Here is a 19597-nt window from a genome sequence, read left to right as displayed (position 1 = left end):
CGGGATACTTGCATCGCTTCCATTCGGGCAGCTTAGCTTAATCGCATGGGAACGTGGTTCTTTCTATTGTCCATGCGGCTGCGCTTTGGCAAGGTCACGTGAATCCGAACCGGTGCCTGGTGGAAACGCAGCCAGCGGCATACCTTGTAGTCTCGACGAAAAAAATCTTGAAACAGAATCGAGCCTGACTGCATCCAATGGGTGAGCGTGGCGATTTCCGTCATGCATTCTGGAGCCGTCTCATGATTCGTCCCATTCTTACGACAGTTGCCGCTGCAGCTGTCCTCGCTTTCTCTTTGGGTGTTCCTGGCGCCATGGCCGCCGAGCCTTCCGTGCTCAACGCCCCACCCCCGGCCCCATATAAAGCGGTCAGTTCACTGGTGAAGCTGCCCGACTTCATCCCCGGCATGGGCCAGCTTTTTGTCAACGCCGACACCTTGCCCGCAGGCCCTTTCCTGGGGTACGACCACGACGGCAGCCTGGTGAACACCACCTACATGATCCCCCTGTCATTGATGACGTCCGATATGCATCTGAACGACTTGAAGGCCCCCGCCGGCTCTGTCGATCATGTCGACATCATGTACAACGCAGGCCATCCAGGGGTCGCCGAGCCGCACATTCACATCGTACTTTGGAATGTTCCGGTTGATCAGGAAAACCGAGTGGCCAAATGAAAACTCTCTCCCATGCCCCCCGCCGACGCCTGCTGCTGTTGTCGGGTGCGGGTCTGCTGCTGGCGGCCACTGTTTCACGGCGGGCCGGTGCAGCAAACGAGATCGAAATCAGTATGTCAGGCACTCCGACCGGCTCTCATGTCTGGTTCCGCCCGCGTGGCCTATTAATACAACCCGGCCAAGCCGTTCGATGGGTCAATCGCGAAGCAGGAAATGTCCATACGGTCACGGCCTACCATCCTGACAACGGCAAGCCGCTGCGGATTCCCAACGAAGCAAAATCCTGGGACTCCGATTATCTGATGCCTGATGAATCATTCGTGATTGCATTCGACACACCCGGAGTCTATGACTACTTCTGCATCCCGCATGAGCATGCGGGCATGGTAGGACGTATCGTGGTCGGTGAAGTGGATGCGTCGGTACGGCCATACGCCGCTACCGATGCGTTATTGCCGGCCGCCGCGGTGGCGGGCTTTCCTTCCGTAGACAGCATCCTGAAAGATACCCAGGTGAAATAAATGAACGAAACGGTGGCTTGATGGTTCACCCATACTCTTAGATCAGGTTTTCATACTATCCATGTTTGCAACGTTACCCGCCCCTGCCGCTGAACAAGACCAATTCATTCAAACAACAAATGTATCCAGCCGAATCCGCTCTCGATTGATCGCAGCCAAGCACCGTTACCATGCCAACGACAACATTTCCGCGTTCATAGAAAATGGAGAAATGCAGGCACTGCATACCGAGGTGGAGGCTCGCGTACGCGAGATGCTGAAAGCCCTGGTGATCGATGTCGAGAACGACCACAATACGGTCGACACCGCCCAACGCGTCGCCAGAATGTTCATCAACGAGGTGTTCCATGGACGCTACGAGCCGGCTCCGCCGATAATCGCCTTCCCCAATATATCCCGGTTGAATGAACTGATGGTTGTAGGGCCTATCAAAGTGCGCAGCGCTTGTTCACATCATTTATGTCCCATTCTGGGCAAAGTGTGGATAGGCATACTGCCCAACGCATCCTCGGATCTGATCGGCCTGTCCAAATACGCCCGTCTCTGCGACTGGGTCATGAGCCGCCCACAGATACAGGAAGAGGCCGTGGTTATGCTTGCCGATGAACTAGAGCGCCGCATGCAGCCAGATGGCTTGGCCGTCGTCATGCAGGCGAGCCATTTTTGTATGCACTGGAGAGGGGTCAAGGACGATGGCGCATTGATGAAGAATTCTGTCATGCGGGGCGCCCTCTTCGCAGACGCAGCGCTCCGGCGGGAATTTTTCGGCCTGCTGAGCAACGGAAATGCTTGAATGGTCCATTGAGATTCTGGCCAAGGGGTTCTACGGCGACTGGATCCAGCCTATGGAAATTGATTATTTGGAACGGCAATGCAAAACGCACAAGTACCGACACACGGAGCCTTTTCAGAGCACACGCCTGAAAAAGAGCTCATCGCATACGCCGCGGACGGCAATGAAGATGCCTTCGAAGTGATTATGCGGCGCCACAACCAGCTGCTGTTCCGAACCGCGCGCAGTATCTTGAACAATGACGCCGACGCCGAAGATGCACTGCAGGAAGCCTATCTGAGCGCCTGGCGCGGACTGGCGGGCTTCCGCTCGGATGCCAAGCTTTCGACATGGCTGGTACGAGTGGTCGTCAACGAAGCTCTTGGCCGCTTGCGGCGCAAAGGGGCTCAAATTCTCCCACTGGATGCGGCTATGAATTCGTTTGATCCTGAAATCCAGGCTTCGCTGGTGGAAAACGACAATCGACAGCCCGAACGGCTCGCAATGCGGGCTCAGCTGCGCACGATCATCGAAACGCGCATTGACCTGCTGCCTGATCTATACCGAACCGTATTTGTGTTGCGCGCCATCGAAGAAATGACAGCGCAAGAGGTTGCGTTGGCGTTGAAGATACCCGAGGCTACGGTGCGGACTCGCTTCTTTCGCGCCCGCAACCTGTTGCGCACAGGCCTGGCGAGCGACATTGACATGACATTGGACGAAGCTTTTTCATTCGACGGTAAACGATGCGATCGAATCGTAGGCAACGTACTGGCAAAAGGCAAGTTTCTACGCTTTCCTGGAAAGAACGGCTCGGCCGGAGAAAACCTGGTGTAGTTTGCCTTGCTTGCAAAATGGGGGCGCAAGCGGCAATGCCTGGTCAAAATGCCCAAGCCATGCAGCTTGCGCAACAGCAGCTATGCAGAATCGGCCTCGACAACCCTGCCAAGCGCCGCACTGGAAGGGAAGACCAGCGACTTGATGACCACCGGCACCGCCCCCGACGTGTCGAGCATCTTGCCGATGTCGATGAAATCGAACTCCTTCAGGGCGATGCCGTCGATCGAGGCTATCGTGTTCTTCATGCCCAGCACCTGCTTCAAATGCATGCCGATCAACCCGCCGATGTCGCCTTCGCCCACCAGGATCAAGGGCTGTCCCTTGGCAAGATGCCGCGACAGGCCTTCGGACACGCCCCGGCAGAACGCGTCCATGCGTCCGTACATGGCCGATTCTTGCCAGCGGTAGCACAGCGCCACCGGCCGGTCGCCCTCGTGCAGGTCCAGGCGCCGCAGCGCCGCCGCGATCGCCTGCGCGATGCCTTCGGCATCCAGTTGCTCGGGCGCCAGGTCGAGATCGGGGCTGATGACCGGCACATTGCGCAGGGGCAGCGCATCGAGCGGCTCGACATAGATGGTGCTGCCGCTGACCTGTATCGTGTATTGCGAAGCCCCCACCACGGTGGCGCGTATGCCCTGCTCGGGCTGGTGCAAGGCGGGCCCCCAGGCGGCCACGCGGTCCAGCATGGCCTGGGCCAGGCGTGCGCCCAGGTCGCCGAAGCCAGCCGCCTGGCGGCCGTATATGTATTCTGAAACCCCGCCCGAGAACGTGATGGCATCGGGCATGCGAGCGTTGCGCAAAGGGTCCAGGCGCAGCAGCTGGGCCGTGCTTTCGGCCAGTTCGGGCTGCCGGACGACCTCCATCAGGCAGTCTGCCATGATTTCAACCATGCGCCCAAGGCCGGCTTCGTCGGGCACCTGCCCAAGTTCCAGGCTCAACCCGGCTTCTTGCGCAAAGCGCCGGCCCGCTTCTTCGATGCGCTGCACGCGGCCCTGGCCGTCGAAGGAAACGATGCGCGCGCCGACGTCCACCGCCGTCATCTCGACGAGCTCGCCCGCCTCGCACACTGCGATCTTGGACGTGCCGCCGCCGATATCGATGTTCATGACCCGCGAGTTTTCGCGGATGGAACGCGCCATGGCACCCGAGCCATAGGCTGCAAGCGTGGCCTCCAGCCCGTCGCCGGCGCTGACCGACACGAACTTGCCAGCCTGCGAGGCGAAGAGTTCCCCAATGGCCCGGGCATTGCTGCGCCTTACCGCCACCCCGGTGAGGATCAGCGCCCCGGTGTCGATGTTGCACGGCTCGACCCCCGCCAGCTCGTACTGGCGGTCAATGAAGGCCCCCAGCGCAGCCGCGTCGATGGTCTGGTCTTGCGCATAGGGGGTAAGCAGCACGTCGGACTCGTGCAGCACCACGCGCTCGGACACGATGTAGCGGTTGTCGAGCCGCTCGAGCACGATGCGCGAGAACACCAGGTGCGAGGTCGACGACCCGATGTCCACGCCTACGCTGACCAGGCGGATCTCGTCTTCTTCTTCGAGACTGCGCCCCATGTTGCTGAAGAATATGCGTCCGCCCGAACTGTCGCTCATTGCCGGCTCACTTGTCGTACGAGCGCTCGTACCATTCGGGCTTCATGCGGTTGGTCACCCCGTTTTGCTTGAGCAGCGCCTCGTACTCCTGGCGGATGAACGGGTCTTCCATAGAATAGGGAATGGCCGTGCCGCCCTCGTTGACGTCAATGGCGGTGTAGTCGGTGTGCTTCTCGCCCGGGGGCCCGGGATCGCGGCCCGGGTTGTGGGGGCCGAACCAAGCCGTGAGCCGGAAGGGGTCTTCTGACACGCTGAAGTGCTGGTGGTACCAGCGGGCGCCGCCGGGTGCCGCGGTGACCATGCCCACCGGCTCGTAGTCGAGCCGCCTTACCTTGTCGCCGTGCCCGTCCTTCCAGGGATTGACGCCCAGCTCTTCGGGCCAGGTATAGGTATAGCCCTTGCCCTTCAGGCAGATCAGCACCGCCGCCGAAGTATGCGCGTGGGCCTTGGAATAGCGGCCGTTCTCGTGCTGGCCTATCCAGAAGTAGAAGACGTTGTTGGTCATGAACGGCTCGATGCGCCGATAGCCGGGCGAGCGGCGATTGTCGAGTGGAAGTTCGCAGTTCATCGCGTCGGGGATGAGGTTCGTGCGACGCATGGCAAGTCCGCGCACCGGGTCGGGCTCGATGTCGTCCTTGGGTTTAAAAAAGTCTTCCGCGCCGCTGAAGCGGTCACGGAAGACAAACGGGTTATTGAACACCGCGTCGAAGTTGTTGATCATGTTGATCACATTGGGCGCGGTGGTGCCGGCCAGCAACAGGGCTCCGCTGTTGGTTCCATTGACGATGCGATACATCGCGTTCATCGGAATGGAGAACATCGAGCCTGCCTGCCATTCGAATACGTGCTTTTTGGTGTCGCCCTCTTGCCAGACTTCGGTCGTGCCGCGGCCCTCGACCACCAGGAAGATCTCTTCGTACATGTGTTTTTCAACGTTCAGGGCGCCCGCGGGCGGCACCTCGACCACGTAGCAGCCCCACTTGCCCTCGGTGCCGTACAGCTGGATATAGTGGCCGCGGCCGCCCTTGCGCTTCCAGGGATACAGGGGCAGGTTCTGCACCTTGCTGATGCCCAGGTCGCGGTACACCGGTATGCCTTCTTCTTCCATGAAGGCGTCGTAGGGCGTGGGCTGCTTCTTGAACTTGCCGAACCCCGCCTTTTTATGGCCTGCCGGCTCGTGCCAGTGGGTTCGGTCCTTGTCGTGCGGCATGTCTTTCCTCCGTGCGGGCCGGGCGTTGCATACCCCAGCAATGTTCTGATATATAGAATTGCGTTCTGTTATAGTAAAATCGTAGACAAAGCCTGCGCAAATGTCAATGTGAAAGCGCGAAAAAAGGCCGCGCCCAGGGGCGCGGCCTTTTCACCTTGCTGCATCAGGTGGCTGCGGCGTGCGCCTTGAATGCGGCCTTCAGGTTCTCGGGCGTGAACGGCACGCGGCGTATGCGCACGCCCGTCGCATCGAACAGCGCGTTTGCAATCACCGCGGCCACGGGGCGTATCGTCGGCTCGCCCGCTCCGCCCGGCTTGGCGTCCGGACGGTTGTTCACCATCACGACGTCCATGCGGTCGGGCACGTCGTCGATCTCGGCGATGGGATAGCTGGCCCAGTCGACGCTCTTGACCTCGTCGGAGGTAAAGCGCACCTCTTCATACATGGCCCGGCTCATGCCCATCAACAGGTTGCCCTCGATGGTGCGGTCCAGCCCCAGGGGGTTGATCACGAAACCGCAATCATGCGCCACGACGAAGCGGGTGACGCGAAACCGGCCGGTTTCCATATTGACCTTGACCTCGGCCACCAGCGCCACCACGCTGCTCTTGCGCGGTGAATAGGCAATGCCCCGGCCCGTGACCTCGGGGCCTTCCTGCCCCTTGCGCGGCGATGGGCGCCGGTCCCATCCCGCCGCCTTCGCCACCGCCTCGACCACGGCCCTGTCGCGCGGCTCTTTCAGATAGGCCAGGCGAAAGTCCACCGGGTCGGCGCCCGCCTCGGCGGCAAGCTCGTCGATGAAGCATTCACTGGCAAAGCAGGTGGCCATGCCGTCAGGGTCGCGCAGGTGGGTGGTGCGCAGCCCGGTGGGCAGCGACTGGCGCCATTCGAACAGATGGCTGACCCTGCGCTGGTTGGGAAACTCGTACGAATCTTCCGGGAACTGGTGCTTTTCGGTGCTGGCCGGCGTACCCTCGCCACGCAGGTATACCGACAGCGTGTCGCCCGGATGGTCGGTGCCCGAAGGCCGCACGCGGCTCGAATATCCGCGCGCCTCGTAGTCGAAGGCCAGCACCTTGCCTTGCTCGTCCAGCGCTCCGCGCATGTTGAAGGCGATGGGCGGCCCCTTGGCATCCCAGGCTGTACCGTCGGCGCGCATGTACTGAACCCTTACCGGCTTGCCTGTTTCGCGCGACAGCAAGGCGGCATCCATTGCCGCGTCGTCGGCGTCATTCATGCCATACGAGCCCGGGCCCGGCATCCATGTGGTGCGTACCTGCTCCGGATCCATGCCAAGCAGTTCGGCCACGGCCCGGCGCAAGGGGTAAGGCTTCTGGCCGCCGGACCATATCTGGGCGCCGTCGTCGCGCACGTCGGCTATGGCGCACCCCGGGCCCATGCAGGCATGCGACTGGAAGGGATATTCGTACTGCCCCCGCACCACCTTGGCGGCGCCCGCAATGGCCGCCTCGACGTCGCCCGCTTCGCCTTCCGTCTTGGACTGCTTGGGCTGGGCACTGCGCAGCGAATCATACAGCGCGTCGTACGACTCGGCGAACATCGGCTCGGGCGTGGACCATTCGACCTTGAGCTCGCGCGCCGCCTTCACGGCCTGCTCTTCGCGTTCACATACCACCGCCACATAATCGCCCTTGCTCACCACCTTGACGAGGCCGGGGAAACTCTGGCCCGCGGGCACTTTGAGCAGGTGCGCGCCCGCCTTGGGGGGCCTTATCACCCGGCCATGCAGCATGCCCGGCACCCGGTGATCGACGAGGTAGACATACTGGCCCGTTACCTTGAGCGGAATGTCGGTACGGGGCACGGGCCTGCCCACCAGCTTGTATTGCGATGCGTCCTTGGTCCTGACCTTGGCATCGAGCGCCATCTCGAAGCGCTTGCCGCCTATCAGCTCGCCATAGGAAATGGATTTGCCCGGGGTGCCCGCCACTTTCACCACGCCGTCCTCCACTTCAAGCTGCTCGGCCGGAACGCCCAGCCGCACGGACGCCATGGACAGCAAGGCATGCCGCGCCTGGGCGCTTGCCTTGCGCAAGGCGCTGCCGCCGTCCATGATGCCGTTGCTCGAACCGGTGCCGCGCTGGTCGACCGTGGTGGCGGTATCGCCCATGTGGATGGCGACCTTGTCCAACGGCACGTCCAGCTCGTCGGCCACGATCTGCGCAAAGGCGGTGCTGATGCCCATGCCGGCCTCTATCTTGCCCACGCCGGCGGCCACCGAGCCGTCGGGCAGCACCGCCAGCCAGGAATCCAGCTGCTTCTTATCGACGGTGTCGTCCCAGGGGCCGGCCTCGAACTGCAGGGCGGAGCCGTCGGCGACGGAACGCGATTGCGCGGAAGCCCGCAGGGGCAGGCCGAAAGACACGATGAGGGCGCCCGAAGCCGCCAGGAATTGCCTGCGCGAGACGCCCGCAGGCACCTGGGATGAAAGATTGTCCATGTCGCCCCCTTATGCCATGGCCTTGGAGGCCCGCCGCACGGCGCGCATGACGCTGATCTGCGTCCCGCAGCGGCACTTGAGGCCGCGCAGGCCTTCCTTGATCTGCTCGTCGGTCGCATCGGGCGTTTTCTCGAGCAGGGCGGCCGAAGTCATGATCCAGGCGTTGACGCAGTATCCGCATTGCGCGGCCTGCTCTTCGATGAAGGCCTGCTGCACCGGATGCAGGGCTTCGCCCTCTTTGCCGTGATAGGCCTGCGCCAGGCCCTCGAGCGTTGTAATGCGCGTGCCGGCAGCCGCCGATGCCGGCGTGACGCAAGAGCGTATCGCCACGCCGTCCATGTGCACGGTACAGGCGCCGCACTGGGCCAGCCCGCAGCCGAAGCGTGGACCGCGCAGTTCCATTTCATTGCGCAGCACGTAGAGCAGCGGTGTGTCGGGTGGCGCTTCGACGGCATGCCGCCTGCCGTTGACCTCGATTTCCAATGTTTTCCCCATTGTCTCCTCCTTGGGTACACTCATGGCGCCATGCCATAGTTTCCTTTTTATGGAATGCTATTCCGCATATCAATACATTGCCAGCATCATGTTGTAACCTGTTTTTGCCCCGCCCAAATATTTCCTTTATACGGAACATTGTTCTATTTTTAACAAAAATCTGCCATCCATTGATAGAATCGTGTCTTCCCATCGTCGATGAAAACCGCGCCAGACGGTTCAACAGAGGAGATCCCGAACATGTTCAAGCACCTTTCCCTGCTTGCCATCGCACTGTGCTTTACCGCCGAGCAGGCGGCCGCGAACTGGAGCCTGCCGCCCGACAAGGGCATGGTCGAGCCCGACACCGTCGCCGCCATCCTGCAGGGCAACGACTATCCCGAAACCAGCGGCTACACCGAGAAGATCGACTACATCGACTTCGAGGCCTACGGCCAGCCCTTTACCCAGGTGGTCGTCACCCTTACCCCCGACAAGCCGCGCCTGCACGACGGCAAGAAGATCGTGGTGGTGGGCGGCGAGCCGGGCAGCGAGTACGCCATGGATTTCCTGGAAACCCCCGAGGGCAAGGAAGGCCCCGGCGTGTGGCTGGCAAAGCGGGGCGTGAAGTTCGTCGCGCTTACCCGCGTGGGCCGCTGGAACTTCTTCGACGAGCAGGGCAGGGGCTCATGGGAAAACATCCCGCTCGACCAGCGCATGCCCATCTTCAGCCGCCAACAGAAAGCGCCTTGGACACAAGACGACTTCGTCACCAAGCAAAGCGACGTGCAGAAGGCCACTTCGGGCGACAGCTCCGTCTATCGCTATCCGAAAGAGGACTCCCCGCTGTTCCGGCAAATGCTGGCCGCCACGCCCGACACCTTCGTCGAGGGCTATCGCCTGGCCGTCGAACACGCGGTGCCCGAGAGCGAGCGCAAGGATTCCTACCTGCTGTATTGGGGCATGTCCACCGGCGGCGCTTTTCTGTATCCGCTGGCCAAGTACATCCAGCCCGACGGCTATCTGGGCTGGGGCACCAGCAACGTCGGCATAGCCTATGCCTACCGCAAGGCCAAGTTCGGCAACTTCACCAACGCATACTCAAAGACCGCCCAACGCCTGCGTGAACGCGGCCTGGACGATTTCACCTACTACACCAAGGACCTGGACGAGGCCACGCGAAACAAATGGTGGAAGGGCGCCCAGCGGGGCCCGCGCTTCAAGAGCAGCGAAGACATGGGCATGCAGTTCACCCCGGCCGCCCTGACCGAGGTCGCGCTGCGCATGTGGCTGTCGGACTGGCTGCCCGACGAGTACCGGGAGCGCCGCCTGGGCGGCTTCATCCAGGACATCATGGAGCCCAGCTTCCCGCCCGAGGCCCTGAAGAACGTGGCCATCCTCGACATGAACGGCACGCTGGACGAGGCCATTCCGCCCAAGACCGTCGATGCGCACCGCGAAGTGCTGGAGCCTTATGCGGGCAATTACCGCGTGGCGAGGGTACGCGACATGCACCACTATCTCTTCACCCAGGACAGCATCAAGACGGTCGGAACCCTGTGGCTGCGCTTCATCGATTCGGGCTACTTCGATTCGGTGGGCCAGAACAAATAGTCCACCGCGCGGGCCCATCCACATGCACCTATAACAGCAAGGCAGCCGCTTGAATCCCGTCCTGGTCGTCTACCTGACCGTCACGCTGTCGGTATTGAACCAGATCGGCCTGAAGGGCAGTAAAGTCCTGATGGCGCTGTACGCCCTGCACTTCGGCGCGGGGCCGATCGCCATCGGGGTACTGGCGGCCACCTATGCCTGCGTGCCATTGCTGGTGGCCGTCTATGCGGGCCGCGTGTCCGATCGGGTCGGAGTGCGCCCACCCATGATCATGGGCTCGTTCGGCATGGGGCTGGGACTCGCGATTCCCCTGCTGTATCCCGCCCTGCCGGCCTTGTACCTGGGCGCGGCCATACTGGGCACCTCTAACATCTTTTTCCACGTCGCCACCCACAACCTCGTCGGGGCGATGGGCGACAAGCAGGCGCGAACGAAGAACTTCAGCACGTTCAGCCTGGGCTCTTCCATATCGGGCTTTCTTGGCCCCGTGCTGGTTGGCTGGCAGATAGATAACGCGGGCTACGCGAACGCCCTGGCCCTCCTGGCCGGGATCGTGCTGATTCCGGGCGCCCTGCTGTGCGTGTACGGCCGCCTGGTTCCCCCGCGCGGGGCCGGCGCCAAAGAACACGCTGCCGGCGGAGTGAAAGACCTGCTGGCCAACGGCGCTTTGCGCAACACGCTGATCACCAGTGGCCTGATCCTGACGGGCATCGATCTGTTCAATTTCTACATGCCCATTCACGGACGCGCCATCGGCCTGACAGCTTCCTTCATCGGCATCGTGATCGGCATGCAAGCAGCCGCCGCTTTCATTGTGCGCCTGGCCCTTCCCAGCCTGGCGCGGCGCTTCACCGAGAAACGCGTCCTGACGTATTGCCTGCTGATGGCGGGCCTGACCTATTTCCTGTTCCCCCTGCTGCAGCAGCCGGTTCTGCTGGCCACGGTCTCGTTCATTCTGGGCCTGGCGCTGGGCTGCGGGCAGCCTCTGTCCATCATTCTTACGTACAACTACTCGCCGCCGGGCCGCGCCGGCGAGGCGCTGGGCATGCGCCTGACGGTCAACAAGTTCATACAGATCGTCGTACCGCTGGTGTTCGGCTCGATGGGAGCGGCCTTCGGCGTGTTTCCCATCTTCTGGAGCAATGCCGCCCTGCTGCTGGCGGGCGGATGGCTGAACACCCTGTACGACAAGCGCCGGCAAATAGATTTGGCAGATCAGGCGGCAGCCGCCCAGTCTGAAAGCGGCCGTCCCCCGGCCGCCGAAGACCCTCCCGCCTGAAGCGTGCCGCCCGTTGCGGCATGCCGCGAACGGACGCTTATTCCGTTTCTGAATCAATCGCGAACACGAAGCCAAAGCGCGGACATTACCGATGTAAGGCGCCGACAGAGTGCACGGTTGCTCTAGAAATGGAACGAGGGCCTGTTAACGCTAAAGCAGGACCGGCCGGTCGGGCAGTTCGTTGGGGTTGCCGTCGGACGGCGGGCAATGGCGGGCGCAGATGGCTTCGATGCTGTCGACGGCGGCCAGTATGCCTTCGACATAGCGGCCCTGGCCCAGGTGCTGACGCAGCTGGCCGCAGACTTCCTGCCAGGCTTCCGGGGGCGCGGCCACGCCCCGGTCGGCAATGAGTTCGATGCTGCGCCTATCGAGCGCCAAGTACAGCAACACGCCTGTGTTGCCAGGCGTGTCCCACACACGCAGCTTGCCGAAGACCTCGAGCGCGCGGGCGTGGCTGTCGGGCTCGTGGGCCGGCGACACCGCCTCTACCGCCAGCATCAGCTCACCCGTGTGCGAGCGCTCGCATTCGCTGATGCGCTGCGCGATGCGCTCGAGCACGGCCGGCGTGAAATGCCGCTGGCGCAGCACATGGCCCTCGATCGTCGACCAGCCCGTCAGCCGTTTCCAGTTGCTGCCCCGCACGTATTTTCTCCTGTACTTAGGACCCGCCTTGGCCCCGGCCATGCATGGCGACGGTGTTACCAGCTTCCCGAGGCGCCGCCTCCGCCGCTGGAGCCTCCGCCCCCGCCAAAGCCGCCTCCCCCGAAGCCGCCACCGCCGCCGAAACCGCCGCCGCGGCCAAACCCGCCACCGCCGGCCATCCCGCCCAGACCGCCGATGACGCCGCCGCGCCGCGAAGCCCGTGCGCCACTGCCCCGCACCCGAAGGGCGCGGCCCGCCAGGCTAAGCAGAAAGGCCGCCATGCCCGCCAGCACGGCGAACACCACGCTGCCGAACACAAAATAGATGAGCAGGGCCGCGCCCGCCACCGCAACGACGGGAGGCAGCACAGTAGCCATGATGACCAGCATGACGAGAACGCCGAAAGTATCTTCGCCACCCGACGATTCTTCGGCCGCCGCCGGCGGCGGCAGATCTTCGCCCTCGACCAGCGAAACAAGGCTGTTCACGCCCGCCTCGACCCCGCCGGCAAAGTCGCCCTGCTGAAAGCGCGGCGCCACCTGCTCGCGTATGATGCGGCCCGCCAGCAGGTCGGGCACGGCGCCTTCCAGCCCGTAGCCCACTTCGATGCGCAGGCGGCGGTCGTCCTTGGCCACCAAGAAGAGAATGCCGTCGTCGACCTTCTCGCGGCCCAACCGCCACTGCTCGAAAGCCCGCACCGCATATTGCGCGATGTCTTCCTGCCCCGTGGTCGGTATCATCAGGACGGCAATCTGCGCCCCCTTGCGCTGCTCGAGGTCGGCCAGAATCTGGGTAAGTCGGCTTTGCGTGGCGGCATCGAGCGTGTCCGTGGTGTCGGTCACCCGCTGCTTCAATTCGGGAATGGCGGCCTGCTGGCCGAATGCCGGCGGCGCCATCGCCAGCAAGGCCAATACGCCCGCAAGCAGCAGCCAGTACCCCGCCCGCCAGGCATTCAGCGCCCGGCCCAGGCACAGACCCGCCGCAGGCGCCGGATGCGTGGACACGACGCTACCCGTTCGCGCCGGCCGGCGCCGGCACGTCGAACTTCACCTCGGGGTCGCGCATGATCTCGCCCTGCCGGTCGACCCCGTAGTTCTGCTTGACGTCGTAGCCGAAGATCTTGGCCGTGATGACAGTGGGGAACTGCCTGATATACACGTTGTACGCCTGCACCGCCTGCACGAAACGCCCGCGTTCGGTGGCAATGCGGTTCTCGGTGCCCTCGAGCTGCGTCATCAGGTCGCGGAACAAGCCGTCGCTTTTAAGCTGCGGATAATTCTCGGACACCGCAATGAGCCGCGACAGCGCCGAGGACAACTGGCTTTGCGCCTGCGTGAACCTGGCCATCAGCTCGGGATTGTCCAGGTCGTCGACACTGACCTGCACGCTGCCCACCTTTGCACGCGCCTCGGTAACCTCGGTGAGCACCGTGCGCTCGTTCACCATGTAGGCATTCACCGAGTTCACCAGCTTGGGCACCAGTTCGGCGCGGCGCTCGTACTGGTTGAGCACCTGCGACCAGGCCGCCTTCACCTGCTCATCGAGCCGCTGGATTTCGTTATAGCCACAGCCCGTCAGGAACATCGCCAGCACGGGGGCCAGAAGAAGAAGCAGGAATCGTTTCATGAGCCGCAATCTCGAGTTGTCGGGACAATCTGAAGTGTAAAGCAGTTCGCCGCTTTCCCACCCCCAAATCGCGCATCCCGGCACGGCCTTTACTATTCTTTACCGATTCTGCGTTCTAACCTCCACCACCGCCGGCCGCCCCTGCTTCACCTCGGCAATCGCCCGCGCCAGCGCCTCGGGCAGATCCGTCGCGCGGGCGATCGGACCCTCGCCGAACACCCCCATCGAACGCGCCATCGTCGCATAATCGACATCCGGATTCACAATGCGCGTCCCCAGCCCCGCATTCTCTACCGGCCGCTTCCGGTGCGCCGCAATCTTCTCGCCATGCTCCTCGGAGTTGTAGTAACTGCGGTTGTTCATGATGATCGTCAGCAGCGGTATCCCATGATGCGCCGCCGTCCACAACGCCGTGGGCGTGAACAGGAAATCGCCGTCGCCCTGCAGATTGACGCACAGCCGGCCCGGGTTGGCCAGCGTGACACCCAGCGAAGCGCCCATGCCGTAGCCCAGGCCGCCGCCGCTGTACCGGCCCACGAACTGGTCGGGGCGGCTGATGTCCCAAAGGCGCTTGACCCAGCCGTTGGCAATACCCTGAGTCAGCACCCAGGGTTCATCCTTGATGGCGTCCCAGACAATGGAAGCAAACGTGGACAGCGCAATAGGTTCGTCGCCGCTCTGCGACTGCGCCCTGGCGCGCCATTCGGCACGCAGCTCTTCGCTGTGAGCGCTCCATTTGGCCAGCCTTTCCCGGGCCGCCTTCGCCACATCGCCACTGCCTTCCACCAATGCCTGGCAAGCCTGCAGCAAAGCGGGAACAAAGCTCTCAGTGTCCGCCGCGATGGAGTCGTCGGTTTCCTGCAGGCGGCGGAAATCCTGGCTCCAGCTTCGCACCGCATAGCCGTCCAGCGTCACGTGGGCGATACGCGTGCCCGGCTTGTACATGGGGCACGTCTCCCGTGTAAGGCGATTGACGGTGTGCAGGGCGCCGTAAAGGTCCATGGCATCGAGGGCCAGCACGAAGTCGGCTTCGGCCAGCACCTTTTCCGACGAGTCGACCAGGAACAAGGGATGCCGGGTCGGAAAATTGTGGCGATTTCCCTGGTCGAGCACGGGAATGCTCAATAGATCGGCCAGGCGCAGCAGGGCGTCGAAAGCGACGTGCGAACGACCCATGCGGTCGGCCACGATGACCGGCGCCTTGGCGTCGACCAGGGCCTGCGCCATGCGCTGGACAGTCTCGGGGCTTGCGGCCGCCGGCTCGGGCGGCAGAAACTTCGAAGGGTCCGGCAACTGGGGAAACGCCTCGGGCTCTTCTTCCTGGATCTGCGCGTCGTAGCAGATGTAGACCGGTCCTTGCGGATGGGTCATGGCCGTCTGGTAGGCACGCGCGAACGACTCGGGCGTGCTGTCCAGGTCGTCGGGTTGATCGTCCCATTTGACGAAGTCGCGAATGAGGTTGCCCTGGACCAGCGCGGTATGCACCCAGTCGCTGCCCGGACGCCGCTTGGTGTAGGACATCGGGCCGGTGCCACCCAGCAGGATGATGGGAATGCGGTCGCACCAGGCATTGTAGATGGCCATTGTGGCATGCTGCAGGCCCACCACATTGTGCAGGATGGCCGCCATGGGCTTGCCGGTAGAGCGCGCATAGCCGTGCGCGATGGCCACCGAGATCTCTTCGTGCATGCATTCGAGGAACTCCGGCGACTCGTTGCCCAGGTAGTTCACCAAAGAATCATGGATGCCGCGAAACGATGCACCGGGGTTGAAGGCGGCGTACGGCATCTTGTATTGACGCAATATGTCGACGATAAAGTCCGACCCGTAACGTCGGGAGGTCAGGCGCTTGTCCGCGTCGTTTGGCACACTCATGCGATCGCTCAGAAAGTAACGTTGATGTTCTTGACCTGGGTATAGCTCAGCAGCTCTTCCAGCGAGTGCTCGCGTCCGATGCCGCTGTTCTTGAATCCGCCGAAGGGCGCGCCCTTGTAGCGTTTCCCGCCGTGGCCGTTGACCCACACATAGCCGCACTCCACAGCGTCGGCCATGCGCAGGCCGGTCGAGATGTCGTTGGTCCAGATGTTGGCGCACAGGCCGTATTCGCTGTCGTTGACCTCTTCGAGCATCGTGGCCTCGTCGGTCCATTCCAGCACGCTCATGACCGGGCCGAAGATTTCCTCCTGCTCTATCTTCATGCCGTGACGCACCTGGTCGAAGACCGTGACGTCGACGAAGCAGCCCTTGCGCAGCGCCTCGCCGGGCGCATGGCCGCCGCCCCGCACCACGCGGGCCCCCTCTTGGCGTCCCGCCTCGATATAACTCATGACCCGCTCGTAATGGCGTCGGGTCACCACCGGCCCCATCTGAGTCGCCTCGAGCTCGGGCAGCCCCACGGCGATCCGGTCGGTCAGGGCCACCACGGCATCCATGAAGTCCTTCTTGATGGATGCGTGGACGAAGACGCGCGAGTTGGAACCGCAGGACTGTCCCTGGGAACGGGTGAAGTTCATGCCCGCCACGGCGGCGGCGGCCACCTTCTCGATGTCCACGTCAGGGTAGATGACGAGCGGGTTCTTGCCGCCCAGCTCGAGGCTGAGCGTCTTGATGCCCGCCTGCCGGGTAATGGCCCGGCCCGTCTCCACGCTTCCCGTGAAGGCGATGCGGCGCACATCCTTGTGCGCCACCAGCGCTCCGCCGCATTCGGGGCCGTCGCCCGTGACGATGTTGACCACGCCGGGCGGGAAGCACTCGCGCACCAGCTTGCCCAGCCACAAGGCCGACAGCGGCGTCTGATCGGCCGGCTTCAGCACCACCGTGTTGCCCGCAATGAGGGCGGGCGCCAGCTTGCCCGCGCCGAAGGAGATCGGATGATTGAAGGGAATGATGCGGCCCACTACGCCAAAAGGCTGCAGCCGCGTGTAGTCGAGCCCGCCGCCGGGCGTGGGTATGGTCTCGCCCTTGATCTCCATGCCCAGGCCGGCGAAGAAGTCATGCAGCGAGGCGCCCTTCTTGGCGTCGTCCACCATGGCCAGGAAGGGATTGCCGCTGTCTATCGCGTCGAGCATGCCGAATTCGCGCGCCTCGGCGCGCAGGGCTTGGGCGAAGCGCTTGCAGTATGCGGCGCGCTCGTCCACATGCAGCCGGCTCCAGGCCGGAAAAGCCGCCTTGGCCGCACGCACGGCCAGCTCGATGTCTTCCGCACCGCCCGCGGGCACCCGGGCGATCTCCTCGTCGTAGGCCGGATTGACCGAAGCCATGGTGGCGCCCGAGCGGGCCGCCACCCATTCATTGTTGATCAACATTTTCCAGTCCTGGGTTTCTTCCCGGGCCCGGCTTAGCACCTGTGCCGCAAAACCGTCTGCCAGATTCACTCTATTGCCTCCGTTTTTCAATGTTCGGTGCGCCACAGGGGCGCACCCATGCCCGTCAATGCGCCGGGCCCTGTCCGAAAACCTCCCTGAACTGCCCCGTCCACTTGTCCACCTCGTCCAGCGCCGACACCGGATCCACCAGGCCCAGGCGCAGGCCCGGCAGGGGAGAGGGCAGCTTGGTATTGGCAGGGACATAATCCATGGATGCGAACACGCCCTGCGCGCCATCGGCCGACAGCATGTATTCGTAGAAGAGCAGGGCCGCGTTGGGGTGGCTGGCGTGGCGGGCTATGGCCACGCCGTTGGCGCGGGCAATGGCGGGCTCCAGCACGAAGGAGTCGATGGGTGCGCCGCGCTCTTTGGCGGCGATGGGCATATGGCTGTATACGGTCAGCGCCAGAGGCACCTCGCCCGCCACCACCATGTTGTTCACCAGCGAATATCCGTAGCGCTGCGACATGCCGTTGCGCTTCACGATCTCGCTGAAAAGCGCGCGGCCCTTGTCTTCGCCCATGCGCTTCATCAGGGCCGCATACCACATCCACGATTCGCTCTCCACGCCCAGCTTGCCCTTCCATTTGGGGTCGAGCAGGTCTTCATAGCTTTTGGGAAGCTCTTCCTTCTTGATCTTGTCGGTGTTGTAGGCCTGCACGTAGACCTGGAACACCGTCGGCGCCCATTGCTTGTGCTCGGGCAGCGAGCCTTCCGCCAGTTGCTCGAACAGCGGCGACTCGACCGGCTGCAACAGTTTCTCGCGATACAGCGCCTCGAGCTGGGGCGAGCCGAAATGAAAGACGTCGACTTCGTGGCGTCCCGCCGCGGCCTCGCTGACGGCCCTCTGCAGCACCCGGCTGGTGCCGGCCCGCCATACGTCGACCTTGATGCCGTATTTCTTTTCAAAGGGATCGATCAGCGCGCGCAGGTTTTTCTCGGCCAGCGTCGTATAGAACATGATCTCGCCCTCGGCCCGCGCGGCCTCGAGCAGTTTTTCCTGGCGGTCGGGGCCCTGGTACTGCAGCAGCGAAGCGTCTGCGTCCTGCGCCAGCACTGGCGCGGCCAGGGCCGCCGCCAGGCAAGCGCCCGCTATATACGGAATCCATTTCATCATAGTCATCCTCCTCCGCTTGGCGAGAGGCCGCGACAAGGGCGGCCGCCGCGCCGGCAAGCTCTAGTCCGCGCGCTTCACAAAGGTCTCGTCGAACAGCCCGGTCCACTTGTCCACTTCCTCGAGCACGGTCTCGGGGTCGACCAGCGCAAACTTGACATTGGGAAGCGGCGATTCCAGCTGCGTATTGGTCGGCACGTAGTCCATGGCGACAAAGTGCTTTTGCGCGCCTTCGGCCGACAGCATGTACTCGTAGAACAGCAGGGCCGCATTGGGATGCTTGGCATTGCGGGCTATCGCCACGCCGTTGGCGCGGGCGATGGTGGGGCTCAGCGTGAACCAGTCTATGGCCGCGCCCTTTTCTTTCGAGGCCTTCGGCATGTGGCTGTATATCGTCAGCGCCAGGGGCACCTCGCCCGCCACCACCATGTTGTTCAGCAGCGAAGTGCCGTGGCGAACGGAGATGCCGTTTTTCTCGACGATGTCGTTGAACAGGGCAATGCCTTTTTCCTCGCCCAGCCGGCGCACCAGCGCGGCATACCAGGGCCAGGCCTTGGCCTCGATGCCCAGCTTGCCCTTCCACTTGGGGTCGAGCAGGTCTTCGTAGCTTTGGGGCAGTTCTGCTTTCTTGACTTGATCGGTGTTGTAGGCCTGCACGTAGACCTGAAGTATGGTGGGCGCCCATTCATGGTGCTCGGGCACCAGCCCTTCCAGCAGTTGACCGAACACCGGCGAATCCACGCGCCGCAGTATTTTTTCCCGCTGCAGCGCCTCGAGCTCGGGCGAGCCCATGTGTATGGCATCGACCTCATACCGGCCGGCGCTAGCCTCGGTGATTATGCGCTGCAGCACCCGGCTCTGGCCCGCGCGCCACACCACCACCTTGACACCGTATTTTTCTTCGAATGGATCGACCAGGGCGCGGATGTTCTTTTCCGCCAGGCTCGTGTAAAGCGTGAGCGTGCCCTCTTTCTTTGCCTCGGCCTCTATCCGGGCCGCCCTGTCGGCACCCTGGTATTGCGCCAGCGAGACGTCGGTTTTTTCCTGTGCCAGGGCGGGCCAGCCCGCCAGCGCCGCCACCAGGCCCACGGCAATACGCCGCCTCCAGTCAGTCCAGCTCATACACCCTCCTTTGTGCGGCGGCTTGGCCGCCGCCGTGTCCATGAGTGCTGCCATTGCCCGGGATGCCGCCTTGCGCCGGGATAAGAACCGTTTCACCATTGCGCCGCACGCAAGCGCTGCGTGGAATCAGGTGCCGCGCCGGGCCGCTAATGCAGCCCCGGGCGGTTGTTGCCCCTTGATGATGTTCTGATATAAAGAACACCATTCCAATTTATTATGAACGGAGTGTATAGAAGCACGCAGGAGGCGTCAATAAAAAGAAGGGGCCCGCCCAGGGGCGCCCGG

17 protein-coding genes are annotated in these 19597 nt (G+C 63.1%); 6 read left to right on the top strand and 11 right to left on the bottom strand.

Annotated features, from left to right (window positions below; genetic code table 11):
* Window positions 1-242 precede the first annotated feature (242 nt).
* The 4 genes from C7440_RS16525 to C7440_RS16510 all read left to right on the top strand — a co-directional run bounded on the left by C7440_RS16525 (window position 243) and on the right by C7440_RS16510 (window position 2807).
* Window positions 243-677: a DUF5602 domain-containing protein gene (locus C7440_RS16525; protein ID WP_243410957.1), complete on the top strand. Its 435-nt coding sequence runs from the start codon at window positions 243-245 to the stop codon at window positions 675-677.
* Window positions 674-1198: a plastocyanin/azurin family copper-binding protein gene (locus C7440_RS16520; RefSeq protein WP_116519281.1), complete on the top strand. Its 525-nt coding sequence runs from the start codon at window positions 674-676 to the stop codon at window positions 1196-1198. Before C7440_RS16525 ends, C7440_RS16520 begins: the two co-directional genes overlap by 4 nt.
* Before the next feature lie 61 nt (window positions 1199-1259).
* A complete protein-coding gene (folE, locus tag C7440_RS16515) occupies window positions 1260-1991 on the top strand; it encodes a GTP cyclohydrolase I (protein WP_165832628.1) in 732 nt (243 codons plus the stop codon).
* Between the two features lie 78 nt (window positions 1992-2069).
* Window positions 2070-2807 carry an RNA polymerase sigma factor gene (locus C7440_RS16510; protein ID WP_116519279.1) on the top strand — a complete coding sequence of 246 codons (738 nt, stop codon included), beginning with the start codon at window positions 2070-2072 and terminating at the stop codon, window positions 2805-2807.
* Between the two features lie 80 nt (window positions 2808-2887).
* Here the strand turns inward: C7440_RS16510 and C7440_RS16505 are convergent, their stop codons facing one another.
* From C7440_RS16505 to C7440_RS16490, 4 genes are all read right to left on the bottom strand, one after another.
* Window positions 2888-4405, bottom strand: a complete 1518-nt coding sequence (locus C7440_RS16505; protein WP_116519278.1) for an ethanolamine ammonia-lyase reactivating factor EutA — start codon at window positions 4403-4405, stop codon at window positions 2888-2890.
* A 7-nt stretch (window positions 4406-4412) separates the two neighbouring features.
* On the bottom strand, window positions 4413-5615 hold the full coding sequence (locus C7440_RS16500; RefSeq protein ID WP_116519277.1) for a cupin domain-containing protein: 1203 nt from the start codon (window positions 5613-5615) through the stop codon (window positions 4413-4415).
* Window positions 5616-5778: 163 nt separating this feature from the next.
* A complete protein-coding gene (locus tag C7440_RS16495) occupies window positions 5779-8076 on the bottom strand; it encodes a xanthine dehydrogenase family protein molybdopterin-binding subunit (RefSeq protein ID WP_116519276.1) in 2298 nt (765 codons plus the stop codon).
* A gap of 9 nt (window positions 8077-8085) precedes the next feature.
* Entirely contained in the window at window positions 8086-8571 is a 486-nt protein-coding gene (locus tag C7440_RS16490; protein WP_017525654.1) for a (2Fe-2S)-binding protein, read from the bottom strand.
* A gap of 240 nt (window positions 8572-8811) precedes the next feature.
* Between C7440_RS16490 and C7440_RS16485 the strand changes: the two genes are divergently transcribed.
* Together C7440_RS16485 and C7440_RS16480 are read left to right on the top strand one after the other, a co-directional pair.
* Window positions 8812-10164 (top strand): hypothetical protein, encoded by a 1353-nt coding sequence (locus C7440_RS16485; protein ID WP_017525655.1) that lies wholly within the window; start codon window positions 8812-8814, stop codon window positions 10162-10164.
* Window positions 10165-10213: 49 nt separating this feature from the next.
* Window positions 10214-11443: an MFS transporter gene (locus tag C7440_RS16480; protein WP_017525656.1), complete on the top strand. Its 1230-nt coding sequence runs from the start codon at window positions 10214-10216 to the stop codon at window positions 11441-11443.
* 150 nt (window positions 11444-11593) lie between these two features.
* On the opposite strand, the gene C7440_RS16475 is transcribed toward C7440_RS16480, so the two are convergent.
* The 7 genes from C7440_RS16475 to C7440_RS16445 all read right to left on the bottom strand — a co-directional run bounded on the left by C7440_RS16475 (window position 11594) and on the right by C7440_RS16445 (window position 19312).
* Window positions 11594-12085 carry a TPM domain-containing protein gene (locus C7440_RS16475; protein WP_017525657.1) on the bottom strand — a complete coding sequence of 164 codons (492 nt, stop codon included), beginning with the start codon at window positions 12083-12085 and terminating at the stop codon, window positions 11594-11596.
* A 56-nt stretch (window positions 12086-12141) separates the two neighbouring features.
* Window positions 12142-13089 (bottom strand): TPM domain-containing protein, encoded by a 948-nt coding sequence (locus C7440_RS16470; RefSeq protein ID WP_116519275.1) that lies wholly within the window; start codon window positions 13087-13089, stop codon window positions 12142-12144.
* 4 nt (window positions 13090-13093) lie between these two features.
* Window positions 13094-13711, bottom strand: coding sequence for a LemA family protein (locus tag C7440_RS16465; protein WP_116519274.1), 618 nt, complete (start codon window positions 13709-13711; stop codon window positions 13094-13096).
* A gap of 99 nt (window positions 13712-13810) precedes the next feature.
* A complete protein-coding gene (locus tag C7440_RS16460; protein ID WP_116519273.1) occupies window positions 13811-15586 on the bottom strand; it encodes a thiamine pyrophosphate-binding protein in 1776 nt (591 codons plus the stop codon).
* 8 nt (window positions 15587-15594) lie between these two features.
* Window positions 15595-17085, bottom strand: a complete 1491-nt coding sequence (locus C7440_RS16455) for an aldehyde dehydrogenase family protein (RefSeq protein ID WP_017525661.1) — start codon at window positions 17083-17085, stop codon at window positions 15595-15597.
* Window positions 17086-17140: 55 nt separating this feature from the next.
* Window positions 17141-18193 carry an ABC transporter substrate-binding protein gene (locus C7440_RS16450; protein ID WP_116519272.1) on the bottom strand — a complete coding sequence of 351 codons (1053 nt, stop codon included), beginning with the start codon at window positions 18191-18193 and terminating at the stop codon, window positions 17141-17143.
* A 60-nt stretch (window positions 18194-18253) separates the two neighbouring features.
* The gene (locus tag C7440_RS16445) at window positions 18254-19312 is read right to left on the bottom strand and encodes an ABC transporter substrate-binding protein (RefSeq protein WP_017525663.1); all 1059 of its coding nucleotides are present in this window, start codon (window positions 19310-19312) and stop codon (window positions 18254-18256) included.
* Window positions 19313-19597: the final 285 nt, after the last annotated feature.

This window comes from Pusillimonas noertemannii, assembly GCF_003096595.1.
In the GTDB taxonomy this organism is placed as follows: Bacteria; Pseudomonadota; Gammaproteobacteria; order Burkholderiales; family Burkholderiaceae_B; genus Pusillimonas; species Pusillimonas noertemannii.
Note: the sequence above shows the minus strand (reverse complement) of the source record. Positions and strands in the feature narration are given on the sequence as shown.

What these genes read in the sequence shown, in the direction of transcription:
- C7440_RS16525 (WP_243410957.1), top strand. Translation starts at nt 243, where the DNA reads ATGATTCGTCCCATTCTTACGACAGTTGCCGCTGCAGCTGTCCTCGCT.
- C7440_RS16520 (WP_116519281.1), top strand. Translation starts at nt 674, where the DNA reads ATGAAAACTCTCTCCCATGCCCCCCGCCGACGCCTGCTGCTGTTGTCG.
- folE (WP_165832628.1), top strand. Translation starts at nt 1,260, where the DNA reads ATGTTTGCAACGTTACCCGCCCCTGCCGCTGAACAAGACCAATTCATT.
- C7440_RS16510 (WP_116519279.1), top strand. Translation starts at nt 2,070, where the DNA reads ATGCAAAACGCACAAGTACCGACACACGGAGCCTTTTCAGAGCACACG.
- C7440_RS16505 (WP_116519278.1), bottom strand. Translation starts at nt 4,405, where the DNA reads ATGAGCGACAGTTCGGGCGGACGCATATTCTTCAGCAACATGGGGCGC.
- C7440_RS16500 (WP_116519277.1), bottom strand. Translation starts at nt 5,615, where the DNA reads ATGCCGCACGACAAGGACCGAACCCACTGGCACGAGCCGGCAGGCCAT.
- C7440_RS16495 (WP_116519276.1), bottom strand. Translation starts at nt 8,076, where the DNA reads ATGGACAATCTTTCATCCCAGGTGCCTGCGGGCGTCTCGCGCAGGCAA.
- C7440_RS16490 (WP_017525654.1), bottom strand. Translation starts at nt 8,571, where the DNA reads ATGGGGAAAACATTGGAAATCGAGGTCAACGGCAGGCGGCATGCCGTC.
- C7440_RS16485 (WP_017525655.1), top strand. Translation starts at nt 8,812, where the DNA reads ATGTTCAAGCACCTTTCCCTGCTTGCCATCGCACTGTGCTTTACCGCC.
- C7440_RS16465 (WP_116519274.1), bottom strand. Translation starts at nt 13,711, where the DNA reads ATGAAACGATTCCTGCTTCTTCTTCTGGCCCCCGTGCTGGCGATGTTC.
- C7440_RS16460 (WP_116519273.1), bottom strand. Translation starts at nt 15,586, where the DNA reads ATGAGTGTGCCAAACGACGCGGACAAGCGCCTGACCTCCCGACGTTAC.
- C7440_RS16450 (WP_116519272.1), bottom strand. Translation starts at nt 18,193, where the DNA reads ATGATGAAATGGATTCCGTATATAGCGGGCGCTTGCCTGGCGGCGGCC.
- C7440_RS16445 (WP_017525663.1), bottom strand. Translation starts at nt 19,312, where the DNA reads ATGAGCTGGACTGACTGGAGGCGGCGTATTGCCGTGGGCCTGGTGGCG.